Below are 20,066 nucleotides of genomic sequence, written 5' to 3'. Positions count from 1 at the left end.
TTCACACCACCTTTCCGACGACGGTGGCCAGGAGCATGTGGAACACGTTGGCGGCGAGGGACCAGATGCCTCCGGCCTCGGCGGCGCCGATACCGATCGCCAGGCCGCACAGGGCGGGCCAGACGAGGCGCTTCCACCGGAAGGCGTAGGCGATGGCGAACAGGATGAAGCACACGCCTCCCTGCCCGGGAGAGGAACCCAGCAGCCCGGAGCCGCCGAACACGCTGTTGCTGACCTGGTGGACTCCCTGGCCCATCTCAGCGAGGGTGCCGCCTGCGGCCGCCCAGAGCTGACCGATGAGGCAGCCCCAGATCAGCGCTTTCTTCTTGTCGTTGATCTTGATGGTGTCGCTGCCTCGGAGGCCAGCGATGAACATGAGGGTGAGACCGCCGGCGATGCCGACGACGGTGATCGAGCCGAGGAACTGACCCCCGCCGAGTCCGGCCGCGAGCGTCAGGGCGTGCGCGTGCACTGCGGTGCCTTTCAGTGGATGGGGTTGCCGTAGCGGAGGGTGCAGACGACGGTGGTCGCCAGGGGGATGCGGAAGAACCAGCGCACGAGCCAGTGGAAGCGGCGGAGGCGGCGGTCGATGCCCCACCACAGGGCGAAGGAGATCCCTCCCGTGGTGATCAGCAGTGAGACCGCGTCCGGGCCGAGCCCCCACCGCGCGCCGTTCTGGTTGAGCCAGGCGACCGGGACCGGCGCAATACGGCGGCCCACTTCGGCGCACCCGGCGATGACCAGGGGGCGGGTGACGAGCGCGTACGGCAGGACGAGCCGCACGGCCGGGTGCCGGGTGATCCACCAGGCCCCGAGGGCCGCGGCGGCCGCGAGGACGAACGCGAACACGCCGCGCGCTGCATGCTCGGCGCCGCGAAGGTAGGTGTTCACGATCTCTGCGAGCGACAGCATGTAGCCGACCGCCGCGGCGCTCAGGTTGAACACAGCGATGCGCAGGCTGGGATCGTCCGTCAGGTCCTTGCCGGACTTCCCGGATTTCGTCGCCCCGGCCCGTCGTTGGAGTGTGCTGCGGACGGGCTTGGCGTTGGCCGGGACCTTCGCGACAGGCTCGGTCGGGGCCGGGGAAGTGGCCGGTGCCTCTTCTTCGGCGACGTCCTCGACGGGGTCCGCGTCGACCTGGTCCTCGCCGTCGACGGGCACCTCGGGGCCCTGCTCGTCGTCCTCGTCGCCAAGGGTGATCGTCTGTCCCGGGGCGGGCAGACGGCCGCCTCCTGCACTCACGACGCGGCGCGCGCCGGCCGGGGGCCAGCCCGGGGCGGGCGCCTTCGGCTGAACGGGGACAACCGGGGCGGCCTGGACGGTCGTGTCGTCCTGGTCCTCATCGGCGGGGTCGGCGTGGCCGACGGGGCGGACACCGCGCGCGTGCAGCATGCGCTGAAGCCAGCGCTCGCGCGGCGTCACGGCGTCACTCCGAGCCAGGGCAGCAGGACTCGGGTGACCAGCATGTAGACGGCGCCGGTGGCGATTCCCGTCGCCAGGGCGGCCAGTACGGCGGTCCAGCAACTGCGGTACCGGCGGGGGTTGATGAACAGGCCGCCGAGGATGGTCAGGATCAGCACGTCGAGGTTGGTGAGCACGGTCAGTCTCCGAGGTAGGGGGGCAGCACGCGGGCTGCGGTGTCGGCGAGCCGGGCGGCACGGTTCGTGCGGAGCTTCTTGCGGTCGGTCGCGCGCAGGACGGCGCAGATGTCGGCGGCCGGGACCAGGCGCAGGCCCTGGAACTGCAGCCGCTCGCCGCTGCGCATGGGGCCGTCCATGACGGCGATGGCCTCGGGGCGGACGCCGAGGAGGGTTTCCACGGCGCGGGCGCCGCGGTGCAGGCCGCCCAGCCAGTCGGTCACGTCCTGCAGCTGGCCTCCGGGGCGGCCGCGGTAGAGCCGGCCTGCCCGGATGGACAGCCGTCGGCTGGCGTCCCAGCTCTTGGAGTCGAGGACGTACAGCCAGCCGCGCGGGCTGACGGCGAGCAGGTCGATGTTCGTGCGCTTGCCGGGGATGCCGCGGTCCGGCAGGAACACCCAGCCTTCGCGGACGAGATCTTGCAGGAGTTTGAAGACGAGCCGCTCCCCCTGGGCGCCGTGCTCCCAGTTCTTGGCGTCGGCTTCCGCCTGGGTGCGGATGTCGAGTGCGGTCGCGAGGCGGACCAGCGGGGTGCGTAACTGCCGCGCCCGGGCGGCGGCCGACGCACCGGCGCCAGTGATCTGGCGGCCGGGGCCGCGGTAACGCCACCACCAGTAGGCGGCGGCCGCGGCCCCGAGCAGCAGCAGGGGTTTCACGACGGCCCCACTCCCGACATCTCTGCGACGAGCGCGATGAGCAGCATCAGCAGCCCGTATGCGCGCACGAGGCCGTTACGGGCCAGCAGAGCCAGGACCAGGCCGACAACGCCTTCGGCCACGAGCAGGCACGTCATCAGGCTGTCTTCCTTCGCTTCTTCAGCTCGCGGTCGCGGGTGCGGCGGGTCGTCTCCTGCAGGCCCTTCCGGTCGCCGTGCGCCTGGCGCACCGCGTCCGTCATCGCCTCCAGCTCGGCCTCTTCCAGCGGCGCGTCGACGGCCCAGGCCGGGTTCTTGTCGAGCAGGTCGCGGACGGTCGCGGCGATCGACTGGCCGATGGGGTGCGCTCCCCCGGCCTGTGGCGCGGGCGGCGGCGTGGCCTGGCCGGTCGGCGCGCCCGCGCCCACCGGCGCGGCGGGCGGGACCGGTGCGGCCGGGGGCACCGGCGCCGGCGGCGCGGGCGGCTGTCCGGTCACCGTCTTGGACAGCGACGGCCCCTGTCCGGACGGCGGCGGCACCGGCGGCTCGGGCGGCGTCTGGACAGCCTGCCCGGACACCTCGGCCGCCTGTCCGGACGTGTCCGGCGCGGCGATCTGCCGCGCCTGCCCGGCCTCGTTGAGGATCGCCTCGGCCGCTCGGAACTCCGGTGTCTCCACGGCCCGCATCGCGGCGGCCCGCCGGTTCAGGCGGGCCAGGCGCGTGCCGAGCAGGAACCGCCCGGCAAGCGCCTGCTCCTCCTGGGTGACCCAGTGCGCGACGCCCGGGTCGAGGTTCACGCGGTCCAGGCCCATCACCAGGAACCACAGGCCCTTGGCGAGCAGGTCGAGGCACGAGCCGACGACGCCGGCGGGCAGCTGGTGCAGCTGGTCGCCGTACGTGATGACCGACCCCATGCTGATGAGCAAGGCCACCCAGCCGCCGGCCCGGGCCCGCTGCGCTCGCTTGGCGTCGACTCGCTCGATGTGCTCGACCCCGAGGCAGGCCAGCCACGAGGACGTGAAGACGACGCCGACCGCGTACGCGACGGCCGGGTGCAGCATCCGGGACAGCAGCCCGCCGATGCTGGCGGTCGTACCCGCGGCGGCCAGGACCGTGACGACGATCGCTACGCCCGTGACCCCGCGCCGAATGATCTCGTCCCAGTCGCGCGGCGGGACCGGGACGTACGCGAGATAGGGCACGCGCCGGGTGGACGGGCGGCCGTCGATGACGGTCGTCTCCTCCCGGTACCGCGTGACCTTCCTGTAGCGCACGCCGGGCTGCCGGGGCTGCGGCGTCTCGGGTGTCTGGGACATGGCTGTGCCCTTCGGGCTCGTGATCGTTCAGGAGAGAGGCCCGGCGCCCCCGAAGGGGGATGACGGGGAGGCCGGGCCGGTCCAGAGCGGCAACTACCTTCTGCGGGTGGCTTCCTGCCGCGTCTTGGCCGCCTGCTTGGCGACCCCCGCGCGGTGCCGCGCGACGCGGGCCTCGTGGCCCGCCTGGCTCGCGGACTTCTGGCCGGGGTAGTCCCGGTCGGCCAGCGCCTGGTCGTCACCCGGCATGAGGGAGCGGACGAACCGCCCCACAGCGTCGGCGTCCATCAGCAGCACCTCCCGGTGGCGGCCGGGGCCACGCTGCGCAGGTGGCCGGTGACCCCGGCCGGGGTGCAGGTCAGGCGCAGGGACCGGCCGCCGGTGCGGCGGGCGATGATCCCGGCGGCGACCAGGCGCCGCGTCGGCGCGACGCCGCCCTGGTCGAAGTAGCTCCCGCACTTCGTACACACGAACCGCTGGCCCTCGCGGCGCATCGGCTTTCCACAGCAGGTCATTGGCGACCACCCCAGACGTCGGAGCGCTCCGCAATGGCCTTGCTCGTGGCCTCGGACTGCCGGGCTGCGGCGTCCGCCCGGTTGGCCCGGTCCTGCGGGCTGCCCAGGTCGCGTTGGCAGGCCGCCACCGTCGCGGGCTCCGCCGCCACGCTGTTCGGCGTATGCGTGTCGATGCGGCGCGTCATCGGGCCCACACCTCCCGCACACGCTTGCCGAAGGCCTCGCGCAGCTCACCGGCCGCGATCTTCGGCATGACGCCCAGCAGCCGCGCCTCAACGCCCGGCTCACCCGTCGGCTCCGCCACCAGCTCCTGCAACCGGCTCTCCAGCAGCGGCACGGACGGCTGGTCCCGCTCAAGCCGGTCCGCGAGCTCGATCACCTTCGCGCGGATCTCCTCCGCACTACCCGACCGCGCGCTCACCGGGCACCCCCGCTCTGGCTTCCTGCGGTGGCACCGCCGTTGATGCGCGCGTTGTCCTGGGCCCGCTGCACGTTCCCGCTGTCACGCTGCTCCCGGCCCCCGGCGTACGCCTGCCGGGCCCGCGCCTGCTCGCTCTGCGCGCTCACCGGGCGGCCCTCCCCTGCCCCGGACGCGGAGCCGGGATCGTCGGGATGACCCTGCGGTTGTCGTCGGCCGCCCAGTCGTAACCCAGCGCCCGCGCGGCCTGCGCGACGGCCACCGAGAACTCCTCACGGGACACGCCCGCGGGGACCCTACCGACCGTCTGCAGCGCCAGGCGCGAGACGTTCACCCCGCCGCCGTAGCAGGACCGGCCGGCCTGCGCGTACGCCTTCGCGCCGACCAGGACGGCAAACTCGATCGAGTCGACGGCGTCCTTCGGGTCCTCCGTCGCGAGCACACCCGCGACCGTCGCCAAGACCTCGGCGGCCTTGGACTCGTGTTCACTGGCGACACCCTGGGGAGAACCCAGGCGTCGATCAGTAATCTGTGCCATGCGTCAGCTCCATCTGACGTGGCCCCCGGTCGGCGTTTCCTAGGCCCCGACCGGGGGCCGACTTGTACGTACGAGACAGCGGGAGGCGGCCTCGCAGACACAAACCCTAGGGCTTGGCTTTCACCAAAGCAAGCCCTAGGGTTTGTGTCGCGCGGTCGCGCCTGCGCGGGAGGAAGGAGCGGGGCGTTGGCCGAAGAGTCGAAGGAGGTGCCCGAGGAGGTGACCAGACTGCGTGAGGCCATCGCGGCGTTCGCCCTGATCGAGGACGACGCCGCCTGCACGGCCGCCGTCTCCGAGGCCCTGCGAGAGTGGCCCGATCTGCACTCGGAGCTTCGCCAGCTGCGGGAGGATCGCGTGAATGCGCTCCGCCAGAAGCAACGGAAGACCTGGCCGGAGATTGCGGCCATCATCGGCGAGGTGACGCCGGAGCGTGCCCAGCAGATCAGCAAGGGGCTGCGCGGCACGAAGCGACCCGAGGCGAAGAACCCACGGAAGAAGCAGGGGACGCCCGAACCGCCCACCGAGTGAGCCCGCCGGCCGGACGGTGACCTGCAAGGAGGAGCCGGCCCAAGCAGCAGGAAGCCCCCCGTCGGTGCAGGCGGGGGGCTTCTGCGTGGACGCCGATGGTTGCTCGGTCACCGGCTGCGGCGCTTTCCCGAAGGCTGCCAGCACCTACGGTAGCAGTGCGGTCACCCTGTGTGCGTCCGCCGTGCAGCGCCCCCGCCTCCCCGCTCTTGGATGCGGGGGCGCTGTGGCGGTGGGGGCGTCCGGGCTCTACGGGGGGAGGTAGACGCCCGGCCGCCGGGGGGTCGGGGGACCGTAGCAGCGTCAGTAGTTGTGGCGCTCGCGCTGGAGGCGCTTCGTGAGGATCGTCCCGTTAATTTCCGGTACGGGCTGCTGCGGGATGGTCGTCCTCTTTCTGGGGATACGGATGCAGTCGAGGGCAACGGCGGTGGTGAAGGCGCCGGCCGCGATGCGGAGTCCGTAGGAATGGAGCAGCAGGGCGGAGACTGCGGCGGCGAGGAAGACGATGGCGGGGGCGGGGGGCCGCCACACGACTCCCAGGGGCCGCCAGGCCTGTGATTGCATAGACATGTCCTTCCGGATCACTTCCAGGTTTTTCGATGCAGGACACCGCGGGGGCCGCCGGGCGAGGCGGTCCCCGCTCCTGCGTGGTGGGGCTCAAGCGTTTGTCGCGCAGAGGGCGCGGTGGCTTGATGTCGTACGACGGTATGCGACGGGATCTGGCCTTGACGTCGTTAGCGTTTTCCGTCGGCCATCTTCGAGGGGCGAGATCAACCCCGGGCGTCCATCGGCGCGGATCGGTGCCGGGATAACCGCAGGTCAGAGGGCCTAGAACCTACCCTATAGAAACTGACGATCTATCAAAACCGCAGGTTGAAAAGGCCGCTGACGGTCTGGCGGACTTTGGCTGAATGCTTTCGCTCAGAGCGTGCGGTGCCGGGTTGGCGGGGCGAGGAGACCAACCTTCTGCGGGAACGGGGCGCTCGTCACCAGTCTGTGATCGGTCGGGGTCGCGGCCCGGGGGTGGGGCGGGCGAGGACGTCGGCGGGAGACGCCTACACCGCGGCGGCGACAGGCATCGTGGTGGAGGTGCTGGCGGGGACGACGCGGCACGCGGTGTGCACAGTGACCCGGGTGCGGTGACCGCGTGGCGTAGATTTGTGCGAGCCGGGCGGGCGGGGCACGCGTAGCCGCTATCGTGGCGTCGTCTGATCTCCCTTTCGCCGAGGAGCGGTCCCGATGCACAGCGCCCCTTTCCGTCTCGTCGTCACGGGCGGTGGGACCGGTGGACACACGTATCCCGCGCTGACCGCGGTGCGCGCGCTGGAGGCTCGGCTCGCCGCCGAGGGGCGGGCGCTCGAGACTCTGTGGATCGGAACGGCCGACGGTCTGGAGGCGCGCGTCGCCCCGGCCGAGGGCATCGCCTTCACCACCGTGGCGACCGGCAAGATCCGCCGCTCGAAGAACCCGCTCAAGCTGGCTTCGCCGGCGAACGTGCGGGACATGGCCCGGGTGCCGCTCGGCGTGTTGCAGGCGCGGCGGGCCATCGACAGTTTCCGGCCGGATGTCGTCCTCGCGACAGGCGGGTACGTGGCGGTTCCGGCCGGGCTGGCGGCGCGGATGTGCCACCGGCCGCTCGTGTTGCACGAGCAGACGGTGCGGCTGGGGCTGGCGAACCGGAAGCTCGCGTCGGCGGCGGCGCGGATCTGCGTGTCGTCGGAGTCGACGCTCGGGCTGCTGTCGGAGTCGGCGCGCGCGATCGCGGTGGTGACCGGGAACCCGGTGCGGCCCGAGGTGCTGTCCGGACAGGCGGACAAAGCCGTCCAGGCGCTGGGCCTGTGGGGCTTCGACCAGCGACTGCCGACCGTGTATGTGACCGGTGGGGCGCAGGGCTCGCAGCAGATCAACGAGCTGGTCGGCGAATCGCTGCCGTGGCTGTTGCAGCGGGCGAACGTGATCCACCAGTGCGGCCCGGCGAACGAGGCGGGGCTGCGGGCGCGGGCGGCCGGGCTCCCGGCCGAACTGGCGGCCCGCTACCACCTGGCCGGGTTCGTCAGCGGCGAGCTGCCCGACGTCCTGGCCCTCGCGGACGTCGTGGTGTCACGGAGTGGGGCGGGGACGCTGGCGGAGCTGACCGCGCTGGGCAAGCCGGCCGTGTTCGTGCCGCTGGCGTCCTCGGCCGGGAACGAGCAGGTGCACAACGCCCGGCACTTGGAGGAGGCCGGGGCGGCGGTCGCGCTGACCGGCGAGGTGACGGCGGCCCAGCTGCAGACAGCGGTGGGCCCGCTCCTGGCCGATGCCGACGTGCGGCGGCGCATGGCGGAGCGGGCCCGTGCGTACGGCCGCCCGGACGCGGCAGACAGGCTCGTGGACGAGGTCCTGGCCGCCGCGGCGGGCCGGCCGGTCACGGCTGGGGTCGGCCGACGTGGTGAGCCGTCTCTGCCGCGATGAGGGTCGCGCAGTGCCGGCGGGCGGCGGTCACCGACTCGTCGGTTTCCCTTGCCGCCTCCCGATCAGGGCCTGGCGCATGATGCGGCTCCCGCGGTCTTGAGGGCCTGCCCGAGGGCGGTGACGACCTGGTCGATGTCGTTCTCGGAGAGGTGCTGGTGGAACGGCAGCGTCAGGACCTCGCGCCCGACTTGCTCGGTGGCGGGCAAGTCGCGGCGCCACTGGGCGAACGCGGGTTGCAGGTGGTTCGGCGGGTAGTGGACGCCCACGCCGACACCGCGGGCCTTCATCTGCTTGTGTACCTCGTCCCTGTTCGGGATGAGGATCTGGCACAGGTGCGGCACGGAGTGGTCGACATCGACGTCGACCAGGCGCACGCCGTCCAGGGCGGCGAGGGCCCGCCGGTAGGCGCGCCACAGGATCCGGCGGGTCGTCTCGGCCTTGTCGAAGTGGTCGAGCTGGACGAGGCCGATCGTGGCGTTGATGCCGGACATCTGGTAGCGCAGTCCGAAGCCCTCCACGCCGTAGCTGGTGGTCTGGCCGCGTTCGGCCTGCGACTGGTCGACGCCGAGCATGCGCAGGCGGCGGAGCGTGGCGGCCTCGGGGAGGCTGCGCGGGATGACGACGCCGCCTTGACCGCAGGTGAGGTTCTTGATCGGGCCGAAGCTGAAGCAGGTCAGGTCTCCGGTGGCGCCGACGCGGCGGGCGCCGTTGTGGGAGCCGAAGGCGTGCGCGGCGTCCTCCACGATGGCGATGTCCCGGCCGGCCAGTTCCTTGCGGACGCCGGAGAGGTTGACGGCCCGGCCGCCGAACAGGACCGGCATCACGGCGCGAGTGCGGTCAGTGACGGCCTCCATGACGAGCTGATCGGTGACGCACAGGGTGGCCGGGTCGACGTCCGTGAAGACCGGAGTGGCGCCGGTGGCCAGGATCGCCTGGACACTCGCGCAGAACGTCATGGACGGCACGACCACCTCGTGGCCGGGACCGACCCCGGCGGCGAGCAGCGCGGTGTGCAGGGCGGCGGTGCCGGACATGACGGCGATGGCGTCGCGGACGCCGAGGAATTCGGCGACCTTCTGCTCGAACCGCTCGGTGACGTCCGTGTGCCCGTACTGTCCGCGCTGGAGTACCTCGGCGACCGCGGCGGCCTCTTCCCCGTACAGGTACGGGCTGGCGTTGCGTCCGGCGTCCGGGCTGGGCGAGCTGGTGTGCGTGGTCACTTCGCCTCCGTGATCGGCTGGACGATCGGTCGGATCAGCGCGCTGGCCTTCTCCAGGGCCAAAGCGGCGTCCGCAGCCGACGGTCCGGCGGCGACGAGCAGGCCGATCTTGTGGGAGCCCTGGTCATGAGGCCGTACGTGGTCGCCTGGCTTGGCATACAGCTCGACATCGGTGACTCCAGGGACGCTGCGGGCTTCGGCGATGCCCTCCCAGGCGACCAGTTCGCCTTCAGCGGCGAGCGGTGAGCCGATCAGCTCCAGCGCCGCATGCTCGGCGCGCGTTGGCGTCAGGTGGCCGCCGAACGGCTCACCGAGTACGAGCGCGATGAGCGCACGCACGACGTCCACGCCGTAGGCGGCGGCGAGCAGTCGGGGGATGCCGGCGCCGCCGAGGCGTGCGTTGGCCTCGATGAAGCGTTCCTTGCCGTCCTCGTCGAGGACGACGTCGAAGTTCGCCGGCCCGTTGACGATGCCGAGTGCACGGCACAGCCGTTCGGCGGTGGCTTCGAGTCGGGCGCGCGTCGCAGGGGGCAGCTGAGCAGTGCGCAGCCGCCCGAGCACGAGAGTTCCGTCGACGAACTCCTCGTCCTTGACGGAGGTCATCAGCGCCCTGCCGTCCTGCATGAAGACCTCGATGGTCAGCGGGCGGCCCTGGACGAACTCTTCCGCGATCACCGTCCGGGATGCGGAGTGGGAGCGGGCGTTGGCGACGGCGGCGGGCAGCTCGTCGGGGCGGGTGACGCGGGTGACGCCCTTGCTGCCTGATCCGTCCGCCGGTTTGACCACGAGGGGGAAGCGCAGCCCCGCGGCCTCGGCGACGGCCTGCTCCGGGTCGTCCGACGCGACCCATCCGTATCCGGCGACGCCGCAGGACGCGGCGAGCGCGTGGAAGGCAGCTTTGTCGCAGGCGGCGAGTGCGCTCTTGGGGTACACGTAGGCGGTGCCGTACCGCATGCCCAGGGCGTGCCAGCTGGCCAGCGCGGCGTCGCTCGCACCGCAGACGAGCCCGGCGGGGTGGACGTCGCCCAGCGCATCGGCGATGGCGTCGGTGTCCCGGGTGGAGATCTGCAGAGCCGTGTCGGCGAACGGAAGCGCGGGGGCGTCCGACCGCATGTCCACCGCGATGGTCGGGATACCCCGGCGCCGCGCCTCCTGGTACAGCGCGATCTGCTCCTCCGACGCGCCGAGCACGATCAGCGCGTCCTGCGGCCACTGCTCAGACATGCTGCGGCTCCAGGGTCGTGTCGGGGGCGACGCGCGGGGAGGGCATGGCCGGGAGGTGGCTGCGCGAGAGCGGCGCCCACCGGTCCGGATTGCAGCGGTACCAGTCGGCGGTCTCCTCCAGTCCGGCCTCGAAGTCGTGGACCGGCTTGTAGCCGAGGGCGGCGAGCTTGCCCCAGTTCATGGCGTAGCGGAGGTCGTTGGACAGCCGGTCGGGGATGTAGGTGACGCGGTCCCAGTCGGCGCCGCAGATCCGCAGCAGTTCGCCTGCCAGCTCCTTGCTGGACAGGTCGGTGCCGCCGCCGATGTTGAAGACCTCGCCCGGCGCGCCCAGGCGCAGAACGAGTTCGACGCCGGCGCAGTTGTCCTCGACGTGCAGCCAGTTACGGATGTGCTGGCCCTCGCCGTGGAGGGTGACCTGCTCGCCGCGCAGCAGGCGGGTCACGAACAACGGGATGATCTTCTCGGGGTGCTGGCAGGGCCCGTAGTTGTTCGAGGAGCGGGTGACGCAGACCGGCGCTCCGTACGTGTGCCAGTAGCTGAGGGCGACCAGGTCGCTGGCGGCCTTGGAGGCGGCGTAGGGGACGGTCGGGCGCAGCGGGTAGTCCTCGGTGGCCGCGCCTTCCAGGAGCGGCCCGTACACCTCGTCCGTGGAGACGTGCACGAACTTGGTGATGCCGTGCCGCATGGCGGCGTCGGCGAGGGTCTGCGTGCCGATGACGTTCGTCGTCACGAACGTCCCGGCGGTCGTGAACGAGCGGTCGACGTGGGACTCGGCGGCGAAGTGGACGACCGCGGTGTGCTGGGCCATGAGGTCTTCGACCAGGGCAGCGTCGCAGATGTTGCCGACGACGAAGTCCAGCTTCGGGTTGAGGAAGGCCTGTCCGAGGTTGCCCCTGCTGCCTGCGTACGTGAGCGCGTCGAGGACGGTGACCCGCTCGACGTCGTCGGCGCGCAGCATGCGCCGGACGAAGTGGGAGCCGATGAAACCGGCGCCGCCGGTAACCAACAGCTGCATGTCGTGCCTCCGATGAGGATGACCGGCTGGCGGCATGGGTGTGCCGCAGGTTGGGGGCCGGTCGAGGAGACGCCCGGCTGCTGCCGGGTGCGGTCCTCACCTTGGCGGCTGCAAGACCGGTGCGGAGCCGGCGGGCGCGCATCGGCAACCGGTGTGCGGATCCGGCACACGGTGTGCATCCGCACGCCCCTGCCGACACCTTCCGAGTGGCGCTAGGTTCTCCCCCACCCAACCGGGTCCAAGGAGGTGCCCATGGGCGCGGATGCTCGGATCGGCGCTCTGTTACGCGGGGCGCGCTGTGCCGCGCGCCTGACACAGACACAGGTCGGTGATGCCTGTGGCTATTCGGCGTCGGCGGTCTCCCGCATCGAGGGCGGGCGGATGAGCGTCGACTATCCGACCCTGCTGAAGTTCGCGGCGTTCCTCGGTATCGCACCGGAGCAGCTGCGTGCGTCTGCCGTACCCGGCATGACCAATGTCGCTACGGTGGCCGGAGGTTGCCGGTCGGACGAGGAGGACGAGGTGCGTCGTAGGGAGCTGCTGACGGGAGTGGTGGCAGCGGGGGCGACAGTTGTCGTCGGCGCCGGCCCGGCCTCCGCCGCTGCCACACCGGTCGATGCCGATCTGGAAGTGGCGCTGTTCCGGCTGCCCGAGGCGGAGCCTGTAGCGCTCCCCCATCTGGTCGGACAGGTCGCCGCCGCGCGGCGCGACTTCTGCGCCACCCAGTACGCGCGGCTCGGGCAGACCTTGCCCAGCCTGATCGCAACGGCGACCGCCACGCGCGACGCCGCCTCGGGCCGCAGGCGCGAGGAGGCCGACCTGGCGCTGGCCCGCTCCTACGTGCTCGCGGCCGAGCTGGCGACGAAGCGGCACTCCGATGCGGCGTGGGTGGCGGCCGACCGGGCGTTGGCGGCCGCGCGCTGCAGCGGCATGCCGGTGGCCGTCGGCGAGGCCTCGCGGCAGCTGGCGATCGCCATGCGCCGCTCGGGCCGCTCCACTGCCGCGGTGCACCTGCTCACGAAGGAGGCCGAGGACCTGGATGCCTCCCGCGACCACACCGGTGCTGTGCGGACGACGCTGCTGCTGACCGGGGCGTACTCGGCGGCCACCGGCCGGGACCGGTCCATGGCTCTGTCGCTGCTGGAGGAGGCCGAGCGTGAGGCTGGGCGGCGACCGGCGGTACAAGGCTTCTTCACGGTGGAGGCGTCGCGGACGCAGGTCGACGTGTACCGGATCGGTGTGCTGAACGCGCTGGGCACGCCGGACGAGGCGGTGAGCGTGGCGGCCCGGCTGAACGTGGACCGGATGCCGACGGCGGAGCGGCGGGCGCGGGCGTGGACCGACGTGGCCCGCATGTGGAACGCGCTCGGTGACGGCAAGCAGACGTTCACCGCGCTGCGCCGGGTGGAGCAGGAGGCTCCGCAGGAGGTGCGGCGGCCCTCGCTGCGGGCGCTGACGGCCGGACTGCTGTACGGGCCGACCCGCATCGAGGGCGTCCGCGAGTTCGCGGCCCGCACCGGTGCTCTGGCGGCCTGACCGCTCGGGTGTCCCGCCCGCTCGACCGCAACGCGGCGAGGCCCTTCCCCGTCCAGGGAAGGGCCTCGTGGCTGTCCGGGGCCGGCGCCGCATCAGCCGTGCTGGAGCCTGCGCAGATCAGCGGGGGCCGGGAAGATCGTGCCCGCGATGTCGCCCCAGTTGAAGTTCACCTCGCCGCGGACGTGCTCCTTCACCCAGGTGCGGGTCTCGTCCGCGGTGTCCTTGCGGATGCGGCGGGAGTGCTCGGCCACCCAGTGGATCAGGGCGCGGCGACGGGTCTCTCCGGGCTCGACGTCGCGGAGCCGGAACAGCTGGTGTGCGCCGGCCGGGGTGGTGGGGATCATCACTCCGGCTTCGCCCTGTGGCCGCTTGAGGTGGACGTACCACAGGTAGTCACGGTTGAACTGGATGCCGAGCGCGATCTGCAGCGCCCGCCACTCCCCCGGATGGGCCTCGGCGAGCGGGCGCCCGGAACCGAGGTCGACCCAGCTTTCAGGGCCTCCGCCGTGGGTGCCGTAGTAGACGATTGAGGTGTAGCCGACCTGTTCCTTGCGGTCGAGCATGAGCCGCTGTGAGGCGACGATGTGCCGGGTCAGCTTCGGCAGGGGCAAGTGGGGGCGGCGGACGGTGACGTACCGGCGGACTCCGACCTGGAAGCGGCCCTCGGTGATCGCGCCAAGAACCGTGCAGTCCACACGGTGGTTCAGGTCGGCGAGCGTCGCGTCGGTGAAGATGTCGACGTTCTCTTCGACGTCGGCGTGAGTGGCGTCGACCAGGCTGAACGCTTCGGCCTTGTCGAAGGCGCGCAGTCGGATCTCCCGGCCGCCGTACTCGAACGTGTCCTTCTTGATCCGGCTCGTGTTCATCAGGAGCAGCAGGTCATCAACGTGCATCTGGACCTGAGTCGCTCGGGTGTCCGTCACGGCAGACGTCTCCTCTATGTGTGGCTGGTTGGGGCTTGCAATGCGGCGAAGCCCCCGCCGGGGTGACCCGAAGGGGGCTGTCGTTTGGCTTGTTACGTTCAGGTGACGGCGTGGAGGGGGCCGGGGTCCTTCACCCAGCATGCGAGGGGCCGGTGTCGGGCAGGACGGCGGGCGCGGCGTCCTCGCCGGGTTGCATCTGGGCGGCGTCGATCTCCTGGCGCAGGGCGGCGAATCCTTCGGCGAACGCGGCGCCGGCGAGGTCGCGGGACACCCGAGCGCGGTACTCGAACCGGAACCCGGACGAGCCGGTGTCCGGACTGTCCGGACGCGTGCCCCCGGACACTGTCCGGACAGTGTCCGCGCTGGTGAGCTCGCACCCCGTCCCGCCGACGAGCGCCGTCCCGGTCACGATCCCGCCCACGCCCGGACGGTCGTCCTGGTCTGTCCGGACGCTGTCCGGGCCGGAGCGCAGGGCGGTGTCGAGGGTGGCGCGGGCACGTCGTTCGCCGTCGGCGTCGATGGCGTCGCTGAACGTCCACGGTCCGCCGTCGGGGCTTCGGACCAGGCTCCAACCGATGGCGTGGCCGAAGTCGTCGGTGTGCAGGGTGAGGGCGAGCCCGCTGGGGTGGAGCAGGCTGTGGTTGATCAGCCACAGCAGGCCCGAGCGGGACAGGTCGGAGAACGGCCGGCTGTCGGCGTCGGCCGCGGCGGTGTCCGGGTCGGCGAGCGCCTGGTCCACGGCGTTGCGGCAGGCTTCCCAACCGCGCGCGTACGCCCCGGCGTCCATCTGGGATTCGGGTCGGCGGGGCACCTGGCGGACGCGCTGCACGGTGGCCTCGGCGCGCTGCCCTTCGAGGAGGTGCCGGTCGATGCGGTCGCGCAGCGGGATGCCGAGGAGGGCGCCGAGGGCGTCATCCAGGGGGGCTGTGCGGTTGCCCGCAGTTGTCCGGACGTTGTCCGGACGGCGGTCCGCTGGCGTGGTGGGATCGGTCATCGGATCTCCGGGGCGGGGTGGATGGCGGTCGTCCGGTTGACGAGGGTGGGCCCGTAGCCGACCCAGCGGGGCAGGCTGACGGGGCCGGTGCGTCCGGTCCGGACGGCAGCGAAGTCGAGGACTCGTTGCAGACCGTGCCGGCGGTCTTCGAGGCAGCGCTCACCGGCCTGGACGTCGGCGAGGGCGGCGCGCAGCGGGATCGTCTCGATGCGGATCCGGCCGCGGTACTCGATGCGGTGGTGCCGGTCCCCGATGTGCAGCCAGTCCGCCGCGTCCAGCCCGCCCGCGAGCGCCAGCTCGTCGAGCCGGTCGCCGAGGGCGTGGCCGCCTTCGGTCCACGCGTACCAGAGCCGGGCGCCGCCGCCGGGCCGGAAGAACGTGAACGCGACGTACGACTCAGGGTCTCGGTCGGCGGTGACGCCGACGACGACGGCCAACTCCACTGGCGTGGGGTCGGCGTGGCCGACGATCCGAGGCGGTGCCTGGGTGCTCATGCGGTCCTCTCGCTGGTCGGGCGGGTGGGTTCGGTGCGGTCGCGGCGGCGGCGTTCCCGGGGGCCGACCAGTTCGGCGCCCCGCTCGAACGCAGCGAGGATCGGCGCCATGCGACGGGCGTAACGGCGGGCCGTGCGGCGGGCCTTCATGCGGGCGAGGACCTGCGCGCGGGTCGGCTGCTCCCACGTGTGCGTCCCGGCCGACGCGATGTAGCTGCGGCCGTGGGTGCCCTCGGGGATGCCGCACCAGCGGCAGCCGGACGGCACCGGCGGCTGCCCGTCAGGGAAGCGGACCGGGCCCCGCCGCAGTCCGGTCTTCGGGTCGCGGGTCACCAGGCTCACGAGCCGCTCCCCTGCTCGCGCTTGGCCCGCTCCTCCGCGATGACCTCCTCGGAGGTGCACACGGCCATCTGGAACAGCATCAGCAGCCCGTCGACCATCTCGCTACCGTCCGGCGCCGACCGCTCGTACAGGGCGGTGAACAGGGCCTCGGCGTGTGCCCGGTCGCGGTTCGCCCACGCGGTTGTGAACTGTGCGGCGAACCGTACGTGCGGCGGCAGAACCTCCGCCGACGCCCACTCGCCGGTCTCGGTGTTCTGGACCGGCATCCCGAACACCGTGCCGGGCTGCTGGTCGCGGCGGGCGATGTGCGAGGCGGTCTCGGCGAGCATCGCCGCCAGCGCGTACGCGCTGCTCCAGCCGCCCGCGATCAGCAGCACGAGCAGGTCGACGCCGCCCTCCAAGTCGCCGGCCACTCCCTTGGCGAGCGCGTCGCCGACGATCCGGGGCCCCTCACCCTGTGCAGTCGTTGTCACGTCAGTCCTCTCGCGGCCACGTCGTGCCATAGCCGTCGTCGTGGTCTTCTTCGTGGTCCGGGTCGAGCTCGCAGAACACCTCGCAGCCGACCGAGTTGTGGTTCATCTCGTCGCACACCGGGCCGGTGCGCCTCGGCTGGTCGTCCCAGCCGTCGCGGGCCGCGTTTTCGGCCGCGCGGCGCCGGCGGGTCCCCCAGCCCTTCGTCGCGGCCGCCGATCGGGCGGCGACTGCCTCGGGCCGGTTCCGGCGCTCCGCGCGGGCCGCCACCCGCCGAGCCCGCCGCTCGTCGGCCGCCGCCTGCGCGGCAGTCGCCAGGCCGGTGAACAGGGCGCTCATCGCGTCCTGTCGGCGGGCCGGGTCGTGCGCCGCCTGGTCGAACAACTCGGCCGCCACGCTACGCTTCACGCCGACTCCTGCAGCAGCGCGAGGTCGTTGCGGCAGACCAGCACCGCCCGGGTCACTGTCTGCGCCCCGTACCGGCGTACGGCCTCGTCCTGGCCCAGCTCGGCGACCGCGCGGGCCACCGTCTGCAGCGGCACCGCCTCGGTGACGTTGGCGGTCTCCCCGCGGCGCCGGTTCGTCGCGCAAAACAGGCACTCACCGTCGGCGGTCGGGTCGGCTGGCGCGTTCGGGTGCTGCGGGCACCGGCGGGCCAGCGACGCCCGCGCCACGACGAGGAGCCTCCGGGCTGCGTCCATCTCCTCCCGGATCTCGTCCAGGTCCTCGGGAGCGGGTTGCAGGGCGATCAGGTGCTCACCTCGCTCGCCCAGGGCGCGCAGCGCCTCGCCCAGCTCGGTCACTTTCTCGCTCATGCGGTCTCTGCCTCCTGGTGGGCGGCGAACTGGCAGTCCTGGCAGGTCTGGTCCGTCCGCGCCTTGAACTCACGCCCACAGCCGCAGATCCGGGCTGGGGCTAGCGGATCCTCGGGCTTCCACTGGAACGGCGGCCGCGCAGGTCCGGCGGGCCTGTCACTCGCCGGGGGCACCGAGGCCAGCAGCGGGGGCTGGATGGCCCGCTGGCGGGACGAGGAGCCCCTGCGGCGCTGGCCGGGCAGCGGCTCGCTGTGCACCGAGCACCGGGGCTTGCCGGGACGTGTCAGCGGCGTCGTGCAGACCTCGCACCGGCCGTACGGCAGGTGCTCCTCGTGCTGGGGCGAAGGCTGGTCGGTTTCCTCGTCCGCGCCCGCATCCACCTGAGGTTGAGGAACTACATCAGCCATGTCGTGGGGAACCCCTTGGGTTCCCCCTGGGATATTCGTGCCGCTGTGGCCCGAACCGGTCGTGCCACTGTGGACCGAACCCGGTCGGTCCACAGTGGACCGAACCGACTCCGCGTCGTCCGAGCCGAGTTCGGACCTCTGTGGACCGAACTGGTTCGTGCCTCCGTGGCCCGAACCTTCGCCTTCGAGGTTCGTGCCACTGTGGCCCGAACCGTCGTTGACCTCCTCGTCCTCCTTGCGGCGGCGAGCAGTGCCCTTCAGGTACGCCTCGGCGGCCTTCCAGTCCGGCCAGTTCGTGTTGGCAATGACGTACAGCGTCGCGGTGCCCCGCCGACGCTCGCCCTCCACGACAACCACGCCAGCACGGATGGCAGCCTCCAGATAGCGGCGAGCGTCCTGCTCGCGGCATCCGGCAGCCTTGGCGATGTCCTGAATGCGGATGACCTTGCCGTCCCTGAAGCGGAGATAGCCGTTCGCCGACGCCATAGCGCGCAGGGCGTACAGCAAGGTCAGAAAGCCGCCCTTGAGAGATCGCGGCATCTCGCGTGACCACTTCCAGGCCAGCGCGTTGCCGAACGAGTGCGCCGGTCCCCCACCGGTCCGCCCCTCAGGCTCTTCTGCGCTCACAGGCTTCTCTCTGGATAGTGCTGGACAGGTAGTCGGGGTCAGGCCGGGCCGAAACACGGCCGAGGTGGCGCTGCTATGCCCGGGAAGCGATCCGGCGTCCGAAGCAACTCGGCCAGTTCTCGAAGGAACTCAGGCTCTGCGTGTTTCAGCAGGGCGGCGGCAGCGTCCTCGGCGGGCTCATCGAGCAGCACCAGCAGCGATTTGCGGCACAGCGCGGGCGGCTGGTTGAACCGGGGGCGCTCCCAGCGGATGGCCGTCCGCTCGGGGACCACAGCGCCGCGCTGCCCCTCGTACAGCGACACGGCGATGAACTCAGTCATGGGCCACCACCGCGCGTAGCGGCGGTGGTCGTCAAGCCGGAGCCCGAGGCATGCGCTCTGTCCGATGTAGAGGGGCCGCCGTTCTGCGTCGTAGAAGCGGTAGACCGCCGACACCGTGCACGTCCAATCGGGCAGTTTCAGCGAGCGATACGGGTCGCTCCGATCCAGCTTCTGAGCAGGCAGGTGCACAGGCAGGTCCTGCGCAGTGAGCACAGGAATGCCGCGTGACCTCGACGTCTTCTTGATCACGTACCCATCATAGCGTTCATGTACACGAAGTACATGAAGTCTGTGATGTACATGAGTGCGGTCCCGTACACTGACGCCATGAGCGCTGCTAAGACCGAGCACGTCGAGCGGATCGCGGACGTCCGGAACTCCTTCGCCGACGCCATCGGGCGTGCTCGATACAGCAACGAACCAACGGTTTTGACGAGCCGCGGTAAGCGGGTGGCCGCCCTTGTCTCCATGGACTTCTACGAGACGGGCCGGACCATCGAGAGGCTTCTCACCGAGGCCTCCGAGCACTCGGCGGGGGCCCATGCGGACGACGGCGCCGACCTCACGCTGACGCTGCCGAATGGCGACACCCTGCTCGTCGAGTTCAAGAGGTACACGCTGCCGCGGGGAGACTGACCGGTGCGTAGGCACGCCGAGGCGGGGGCAGCCCATCCGGGCTGTCCCCGCCTCGCGCGTGTGCGCTGTTCTTCCGTTCATCCGGCCTGCCGCCCGCCGGCGAGTGCTCCGGCTGTCTCGGTGGCCCGGTTGAGCATGCGCACCCAGGCGTCGAACGACCGGTCGCGGAACAGGACGACCGGGTCGACCACGCGGACGACGACGGCGGCTGTGCACGCGAACGAGACGCCGGGCACCGTGCAGTCCGGGTCTGCCTCGAGGACGCCTTCGGCGCGGACCTCGTACAGCGACCCGTCGGGCTTGAACGCGGCGTAGACGCGGGCGACGTCGCGGCCGGTCGTGACGTACACGCGGTCGTCTCGGGCGTGTTCGTGGCTGGCGCCGAGGGCCTGTGCGGTGCCGGTCAGCGTGTGCTCGACGCCGGTGACGATCGGCGGGAGGACGAGGGCGCCGGGGCGGAGGCCTGCGCCGCCGCCGTGGAACAGGCGGAGGCCGGGCGGCGGGGTGGTCACGCGGCTGCTCCGGGGGTGGTGCCGAGGGCGGCGTGTCCGGCGTTGCACAGGCCAGCGGTGTCGGCGACGAGCTGGACGACGCAGCGGACCAGGTGCTCGCCGCCGATGTACGCGGCGGCCTCGAAGAGGGCTTCGTCGGTGGCGGTGTCGCCGTTGGCGTACGCCGTGATGAACCGTAGCGAGAAGACCTGCGCCGGGTTGTCCTCGCCGGATCGGGCGCGGTCGGGGCGGAGTTCGGGCTCCAGCTGGCGCAGGACCCACATGTCGCCGCGTTCGGGATGCGGGGCCTGGTCGCCGAAGAGGACCTGCAAGGAGCGGTGGGCGGCGTGCCCGAGCGCGCAGCAGATCCCGTACACGCGGTTTATGTCGCCGTCGGTGGCGACGGCTTCGATGTGCTCGGCGGCGGTGTCGGCGTCGCCGTTCATGGCCGCGGCGAGGGCCGCGTAGACGTGCCGCGCTGCGGCTTCGGTGTCCATCATCGGGTGCTCCGTGGGGTGGAGG

General features: G+C 71.9%; 31 protein-coding genes. 4 read left to right on the top strand and 27 right to left on the bottom strand.

All coding sequences use genetic code 11. From position 1 onward, the window contains the following. Position 1: 1 nt before the first annotated feature. The 12 genes from HEP81_RS22895 to HEP81_RS22840 form a co-directional block, all read right to left on the bottom strand. Positions 2 to 472 carry a hypothetical protein gene (locus HEP81_RS22895; RefSeq protein ID WP_051850032.1) on the bottom strand — a complete coding sequence of 157 codons (471 nt, stop codon included), beginning with the start codon at positions 470 to 472 and terminating at the stop codon, positions 2 to 4. 11 nt (positions 473 to 483) lie between these two features. After that, entirely contained in the window at positions 484 to 1,422 is a 939-nt protein-coding gene (locus HEP81_RS22890) for a hypothetical protein (RefSeq protein WP_037653662.1), read from the bottom strand. Further along, entirely contained in the window at positions 1,419 to 1,598 is a 180-nt protein-coding gene (locus HEP81_RS22885; protein WP_037653663.1) for a hypothetical protein, read from the bottom strand. The genes HEP81_RS22890 and HEP81_RS22885 overlap by 4 nt, the downstream gene beginning before the upstream one ends. 2 nt (positions 1,599 to 1,600) lie before the next feature. Continuing rightward, entirely contained in the window at positions 1,601 to 2,293 is a 693-nt protein-coding gene (locus HEP81_RS22880) for a nuclease-related domain-containing protein (protein WP_037653665.1), read from the bottom strand. Beyond that, positions 2,290 to 2,430 (bottom strand): hypothetical protein, encoded by a 141-nt coding sequence (locus HEP81_RS22875; RefSeq protein WP_157854376.1) that lies wholly within the window; start codon positions 2,428 to 2,430, stop codon positions 2,290 to 2,292. Before HEP81_RS22875 ends, HEP81_RS22880 begins: the two co-directional genes overlap by 4 nt. After that, positions 2,430 to 3,587: a hypothetical protein gene (locus tag HEP81_RS22870; protein ID WP_051850033.1), complete on the bottom strand. Its 1,158-nt coding sequence runs from the start codon at positions 3,585 to 3,587 to the stop codon at positions 2,430 to 2,432. The genes HEP81_RS22875 and HEP81_RS22870 overlap by 1 nt, the downstream gene beginning before the upstream one ends. Before the next feature lie 93 nt (positions 3,588 to 3,680). After that, complete coding sequence (locus HEP81_RS22865) at positions 3,681 to 3,872, bottom strand: hypothetical protein (protein WP_037653667.1); 192 nt, start codon at positions 3,870 to 3,872, stop codon at positions 3,681 to 3,683. Further along, positions 3,872 to 4,078 carry a hypothetical protein gene (locus HEP81_RS22860; protein ID WP_037653669.1) on the bottom strand — a complete coding sequence of 69 codons (207 nt, stop codon included), beginning with the start codon at positions 4,076 to 4,078 and terminating at the stop codon, positions 3,872 to 3,874. Before HEP81_RS22860 ends, HEP81_RS22865 begins: the two co-directional genes overlap by 1 nt. Positions 4,079 to 4,095: 17 nt before the next feature. Beyond that, positions 4,096 to 4,284 (bottom strand): hypothetical protein, encoded by a 189-nt coding sequence (locus HEP81_RS22855; protein ID WP_037653670.1) that lies wholly within the window; start codon positions 4,282 to 4,284, stop codon positions 4,096 to 4,098. Next, positions 4,281 to 4,478: a hypothetical protein gene (locus HEP81_RS22850; RefSeq protein WP_157854378.1), complete on the bottom strand. Its 198-nt coding sequence runs from the start codon at positions 4,476 to 4,478 to the stop codon at positions 4,281 to 4,283. Before HEP81_RS22850 ends, HEP81_RS22855 begins: the two co-directional genes overlap by 4 nt. A 38-nt stretch (positions 4,479 to 4,516) precedes the next feature. Beyond that, positions 4,517 to 4,666, bottom strand: a complete 150-nt coding sequence (locus HEP81_RS22845; RefSeq protein ID WP_157854380.1) for a hypothetical protein — start codon at positions 4,664 to 4,666, stop codon at positions 4,517 to 4,519. Beyond that, entirely contained in the window at positions 4,663 to 5,055 is a 393-nt protein-coding gene (locus tag HEP81_RS22840; RefSeq protein WP_037653674.1) for a hypothetical protein, read from the bottom strand. The genes HEP81_RS22845 and HEP81_RS22840 overlap by 4 nt, the downstream gene beginning before the upstream one ends. A 186-nt stretch (positions 5,056 to 5,241) precedes the next feature. Between HEP81_RS22840 and HEP81_RS22835 the strand changes: the two genes are divergently transcribed. After that, complete coding sequence (locus HEP81_RS22835; protein ID WP_051850034.1) at positions 5,242 to 5,583, top strand: hypothetical protein; 342 nt, start codon at positions 5,242 to 5,244, stop codon at positions 5,581 to 5,583. A gap of 300 nt (positions 5,584 to 5,883) precedes the next feature. Here HEP81_RS22835 and HEP81_RS22830 read toward each other — a convergent pair whose 3' ends face one another. Beyond that, positions 5,884 to 6,144, bottom strand: a complete 261-nt coding sequence (locus tag HEP81_RS22830; RefSeq protein WP_157854382.1) for a hypothetical protein — start codon at positions 6,142 to 6,144, stop codon at positions 5,884 to 5,886. A gap of 675 nt (positions 6,145 to 6,819) precedes the next feature. On the opposite strand from HEP81_RS22830, the gene HEP81_RS22825 reads away from it, so the two are divergent. Beyond that, positions 6,820 to 8,031 (top strand): UDP-N-acetylglucosamine--N-acetylmuramyl-(pentapeptide) pyrophosphoryl-undecaprenol N-acetylglucosamine transferase, encoded by a 1,212-nt coding sequence (locus HEP81_RS22825; RefSeq protein WP_051850035.1) that lies wholly within the window; start codon positions 6,820 to 6,822, stop codon positions 8,029 to 8,031. 62 nt (positions 8,032 to 8,093) lie between these two features. Here the strand turns inward: HEP81_RS22825 and HEP81_RS22820 are convergent, their stop codons facing one another. The 3 genes from HEP81_RS22820 to HEP81_RS22810 are packed head-to-tail and all read right to left on the bottom strand — an operon-like array spanning position 8,094 to position 11,489. Then, positions 8,094 to 9,251, bottom strand: a complete 1,158-nt coding sequence (locus HEP81_RS22820; RefSeq protein WP_037653677.1) for a DegT/DnrJ/EryC1/StrS family aminotransferase — start codon at positions 9,249 to 9,251, stop codon at positions 8,094 to 8,096. Next, positions 9,248 to 10,474, bottom strand: coding sequence for an ATP-grasp domain-containing protein (locus tag HEP81_RS22815; RefSeq protein WP_078967250.1), 1,227 nt, complete (start codon positions 10,472 to 10,474; stop codon positions 9,248 to 9,250). The genes HEP81_RS22820 and HEP81_RS22815 overlap by 4 nt, the downstream gene beginning before the upstream one ends. Next, positions 10,467 to 11,489: a dTDP-glucose 4,6-dehydratase gene (locus HEP81_RS22810; protein WP_051850036.1), complete on the bottom strand. Its 1,023-nt coding sequence runs from the start codon at positions 11,487 to 11,489 to the stop codon at positions 10,467 to 10,469. Before HEP81_RS22810 ends, HEP81_RS22815 begins: the two co-directional genes overlap by 8 nt. 252 nt (positions 11,490 to 11,741) lie before the next feature. Between HEP81_RS22810 and HEP81_RS22805 the strand changes: the two genes are divergently transcribed. After that, the gene (locus HEP81_RS22805) at positions 11,742 to 13,025 is read left to right on the top strand and encodes a helix-turn-helix domain-containing protein (protein ID WP_051850037.1); all 1,284 of its coding nucleotides are present in this window, start codon (positions 11,742 to 11,744) and stop codon (positions 13,023 to 13,025) included. A 92-nt stretch (positions 13,026 to 13,117) separates the two neighbouring features. Here the strand turns inward: HEP81_RS22805 and HEP81_RS22800 are convergent, their stop codons facing one another. From HEP81_RS22800 to HEP81_RS22760, 9 genes are all read right to left on the bottom strand, one after another. After that, entirely contained in the window at positions 13,118 to 13,918 is an 801-nt protein-coding gene (locus tag HEP81_RS22800) for a hypothetical protein (protein WP_207748331.1), read from the bottom strand. Between the two features lie 160 nt (positions 13,919 to 14,078). Continuing rightward, positions 14,079 to 14,942, bottom strand: a complete 864-nt coding sequence (locus tag HEP81_RS22795; RefSeq protein ID WP_037653680.1) for a hypothetical protein — start codon at positions 14,940 to 14,942, stop codon at positions 14,079 to 14,081. Next, positions 14,939 to 15,436 carry a hypothetical protein gene (locus HEP81_RS22790; RefSeq protein ID WP_051850038.1) on the bottom strand — a complete coding sequence of 166 codons (498 nt, stop codon included), beginning with the start codon at positions 15,434 to 15,436 and terminating at the stop codon, positions 14,939 to 14,941. Before HEP81_RS22790 ends, HEP81_RS22795 begins: the two co-directional genes overlap by 4 nt. Beyond that, a complete protein-coding gene (locus HEP81_RS22785) occupies positions 15,433 to 15,777 on the bottom strand; it encodes a hypothetical protein (RefSeq protein ID WP_037653681.1) in 345 nt (114 codons plus the stop codon). Before HEP81_RS22785 ends, HEP81_RS22790 begins: the two co-directional genes overlap by 4 nt. Then, positions 15,774 to 16,250, bottom strand: coding sequence for a hypothetical protein (locus HEP81_RS22780; protein ID WP_037653682.1), 477 nt, complete (start codon positions 16,248 to 16,250; stop codon positions 15,774 to 15,776). Before HEP81_RS22780 ends, HEP81_RS22785 begins: the two co-directional genes overlap by 4 nt. A gap of 1 nt (position 16,251) precedes the next feature. Beyond that, positions 16,252 to 16,656 carry a hypothetical protein gene (locus HEP81_RS22775; RefSeq protein ID WP_157854384.1) on the bottom strand — a complete coding sequence of 135 codons (405 nt, stop codon included), beginning with the start codon at positions 16,654 to 16,656 and terminating at the stop codon, positions 16,252 to 16,254. Continuing rightward, positions 16,653 to 17,063 carry a hypothetical protein gene (locus tag HEP81_RS22770; protein ID WP_051850039.1) on the bottom strand — a complete coding sequence of 137 codons (411 nt, stop codon included), beginning with the start codon at positions 17,061 to 17,063 and terminating at the stop codon, positions 16,653 to 16,655. The genes HEP81_RS22775 and HEP81_RS22770 overlap by 4 nt, the downstream gene beginning before the upstream one ends. Further along, positions 17,060 to 18,097 carry a hypothetical protein gene (locus HEP81_RS22765; protein ID WP_157854386.1) on the bottom strand — a complete coding sequence of 346 codons (1,038 nt, stop codon included), beginning with the start codon at positions 18,095 to 18,097 and terminating at the stop codon, positions 17,060 to 17,062. The genes HEP81_RS22770 and HEP81_RS22765 overlap by 4 nt, the downstream gene beginning before the upstream one ends. A 38-nt stretch (positions 18,098 to 18,135) precedes the next feature. Continuing rightward, positions 18,136 to 18,666: a GIY-YIG nuclease family protein gene (locus HEP81_RS22760; RefSeq protein WP_037653685.1), complete on the bottom strand. Its 531-nt coding sequence runs from the start codon at positions 18,664 to 18,666 to the stop codon at positions 18,136 to 18,138. A gap of 18 nt (positions 18,667 to 18,684) precedes the next feature. On the opposite strand from HEP81_RS22760, the gene HEP81_RS22755 reads away from it, so the two are divergent. Further along, positions 18,685 to 19,053 (top strand): type II toxin-antitoxin system prevent-host-death family antitoxin, encoded by a 369-nt coding sequence (locus HEP81_RS22755; protein ID WP_106979881.1) that lies wholly within the window; start codon positions 18,685 to 18,687, stop codon positions 19,051 to 19,053. Positions 19,054 to 19,130: 77 nt separating this feature from the next. Here the strand turns inward: HEP81_RS22755 and HEP81_RS22750 are convergent, their stop codons facing one another. Further along, positions 19,131 to 19,565, bottom strand: coding sequence for a hypothetical protein (locus HEP81_RS22750; RefSeq protein WP_037653688.1), 435 nt, complete (start codon positions 19,563 to 19,565; stop codon positions 19,131 to 19,133). Further along, positions 19,562 to 20,044 carry a hypothetical protein gene (locus HEP81_RS22745; protein WP_037653689.1) on the bottom strand — a complete coding sequence of 161 codons (483 nt, stop codon included), beginning with the start codon at positions 20,042 to 20,044 and terminating at the stop codon, positions 19,562 to 19,564. Before HEP81_RS22745 ends, HEP81_RS22750 begins: the two co-directional genes overlap by 4 nt. Between the last annotated feature and the right edge of the window lie 22 nt (positions 20,045 to 20,066).

Origin of the sequence: Streptomyces griseofuscus, assembly GCF_014673495.1 — a bacterium.
In the GTDB taxonomy this organism is placed as follows: Bacteria; Actinomycetota; Actinomycetes; order Streptomycetales; family Streptomycetaceae; genus Streptomyces; species Streptomyces murinus.
This window is presented reverse-complemented; position numbering and strand designations above follow the sequence as displayed.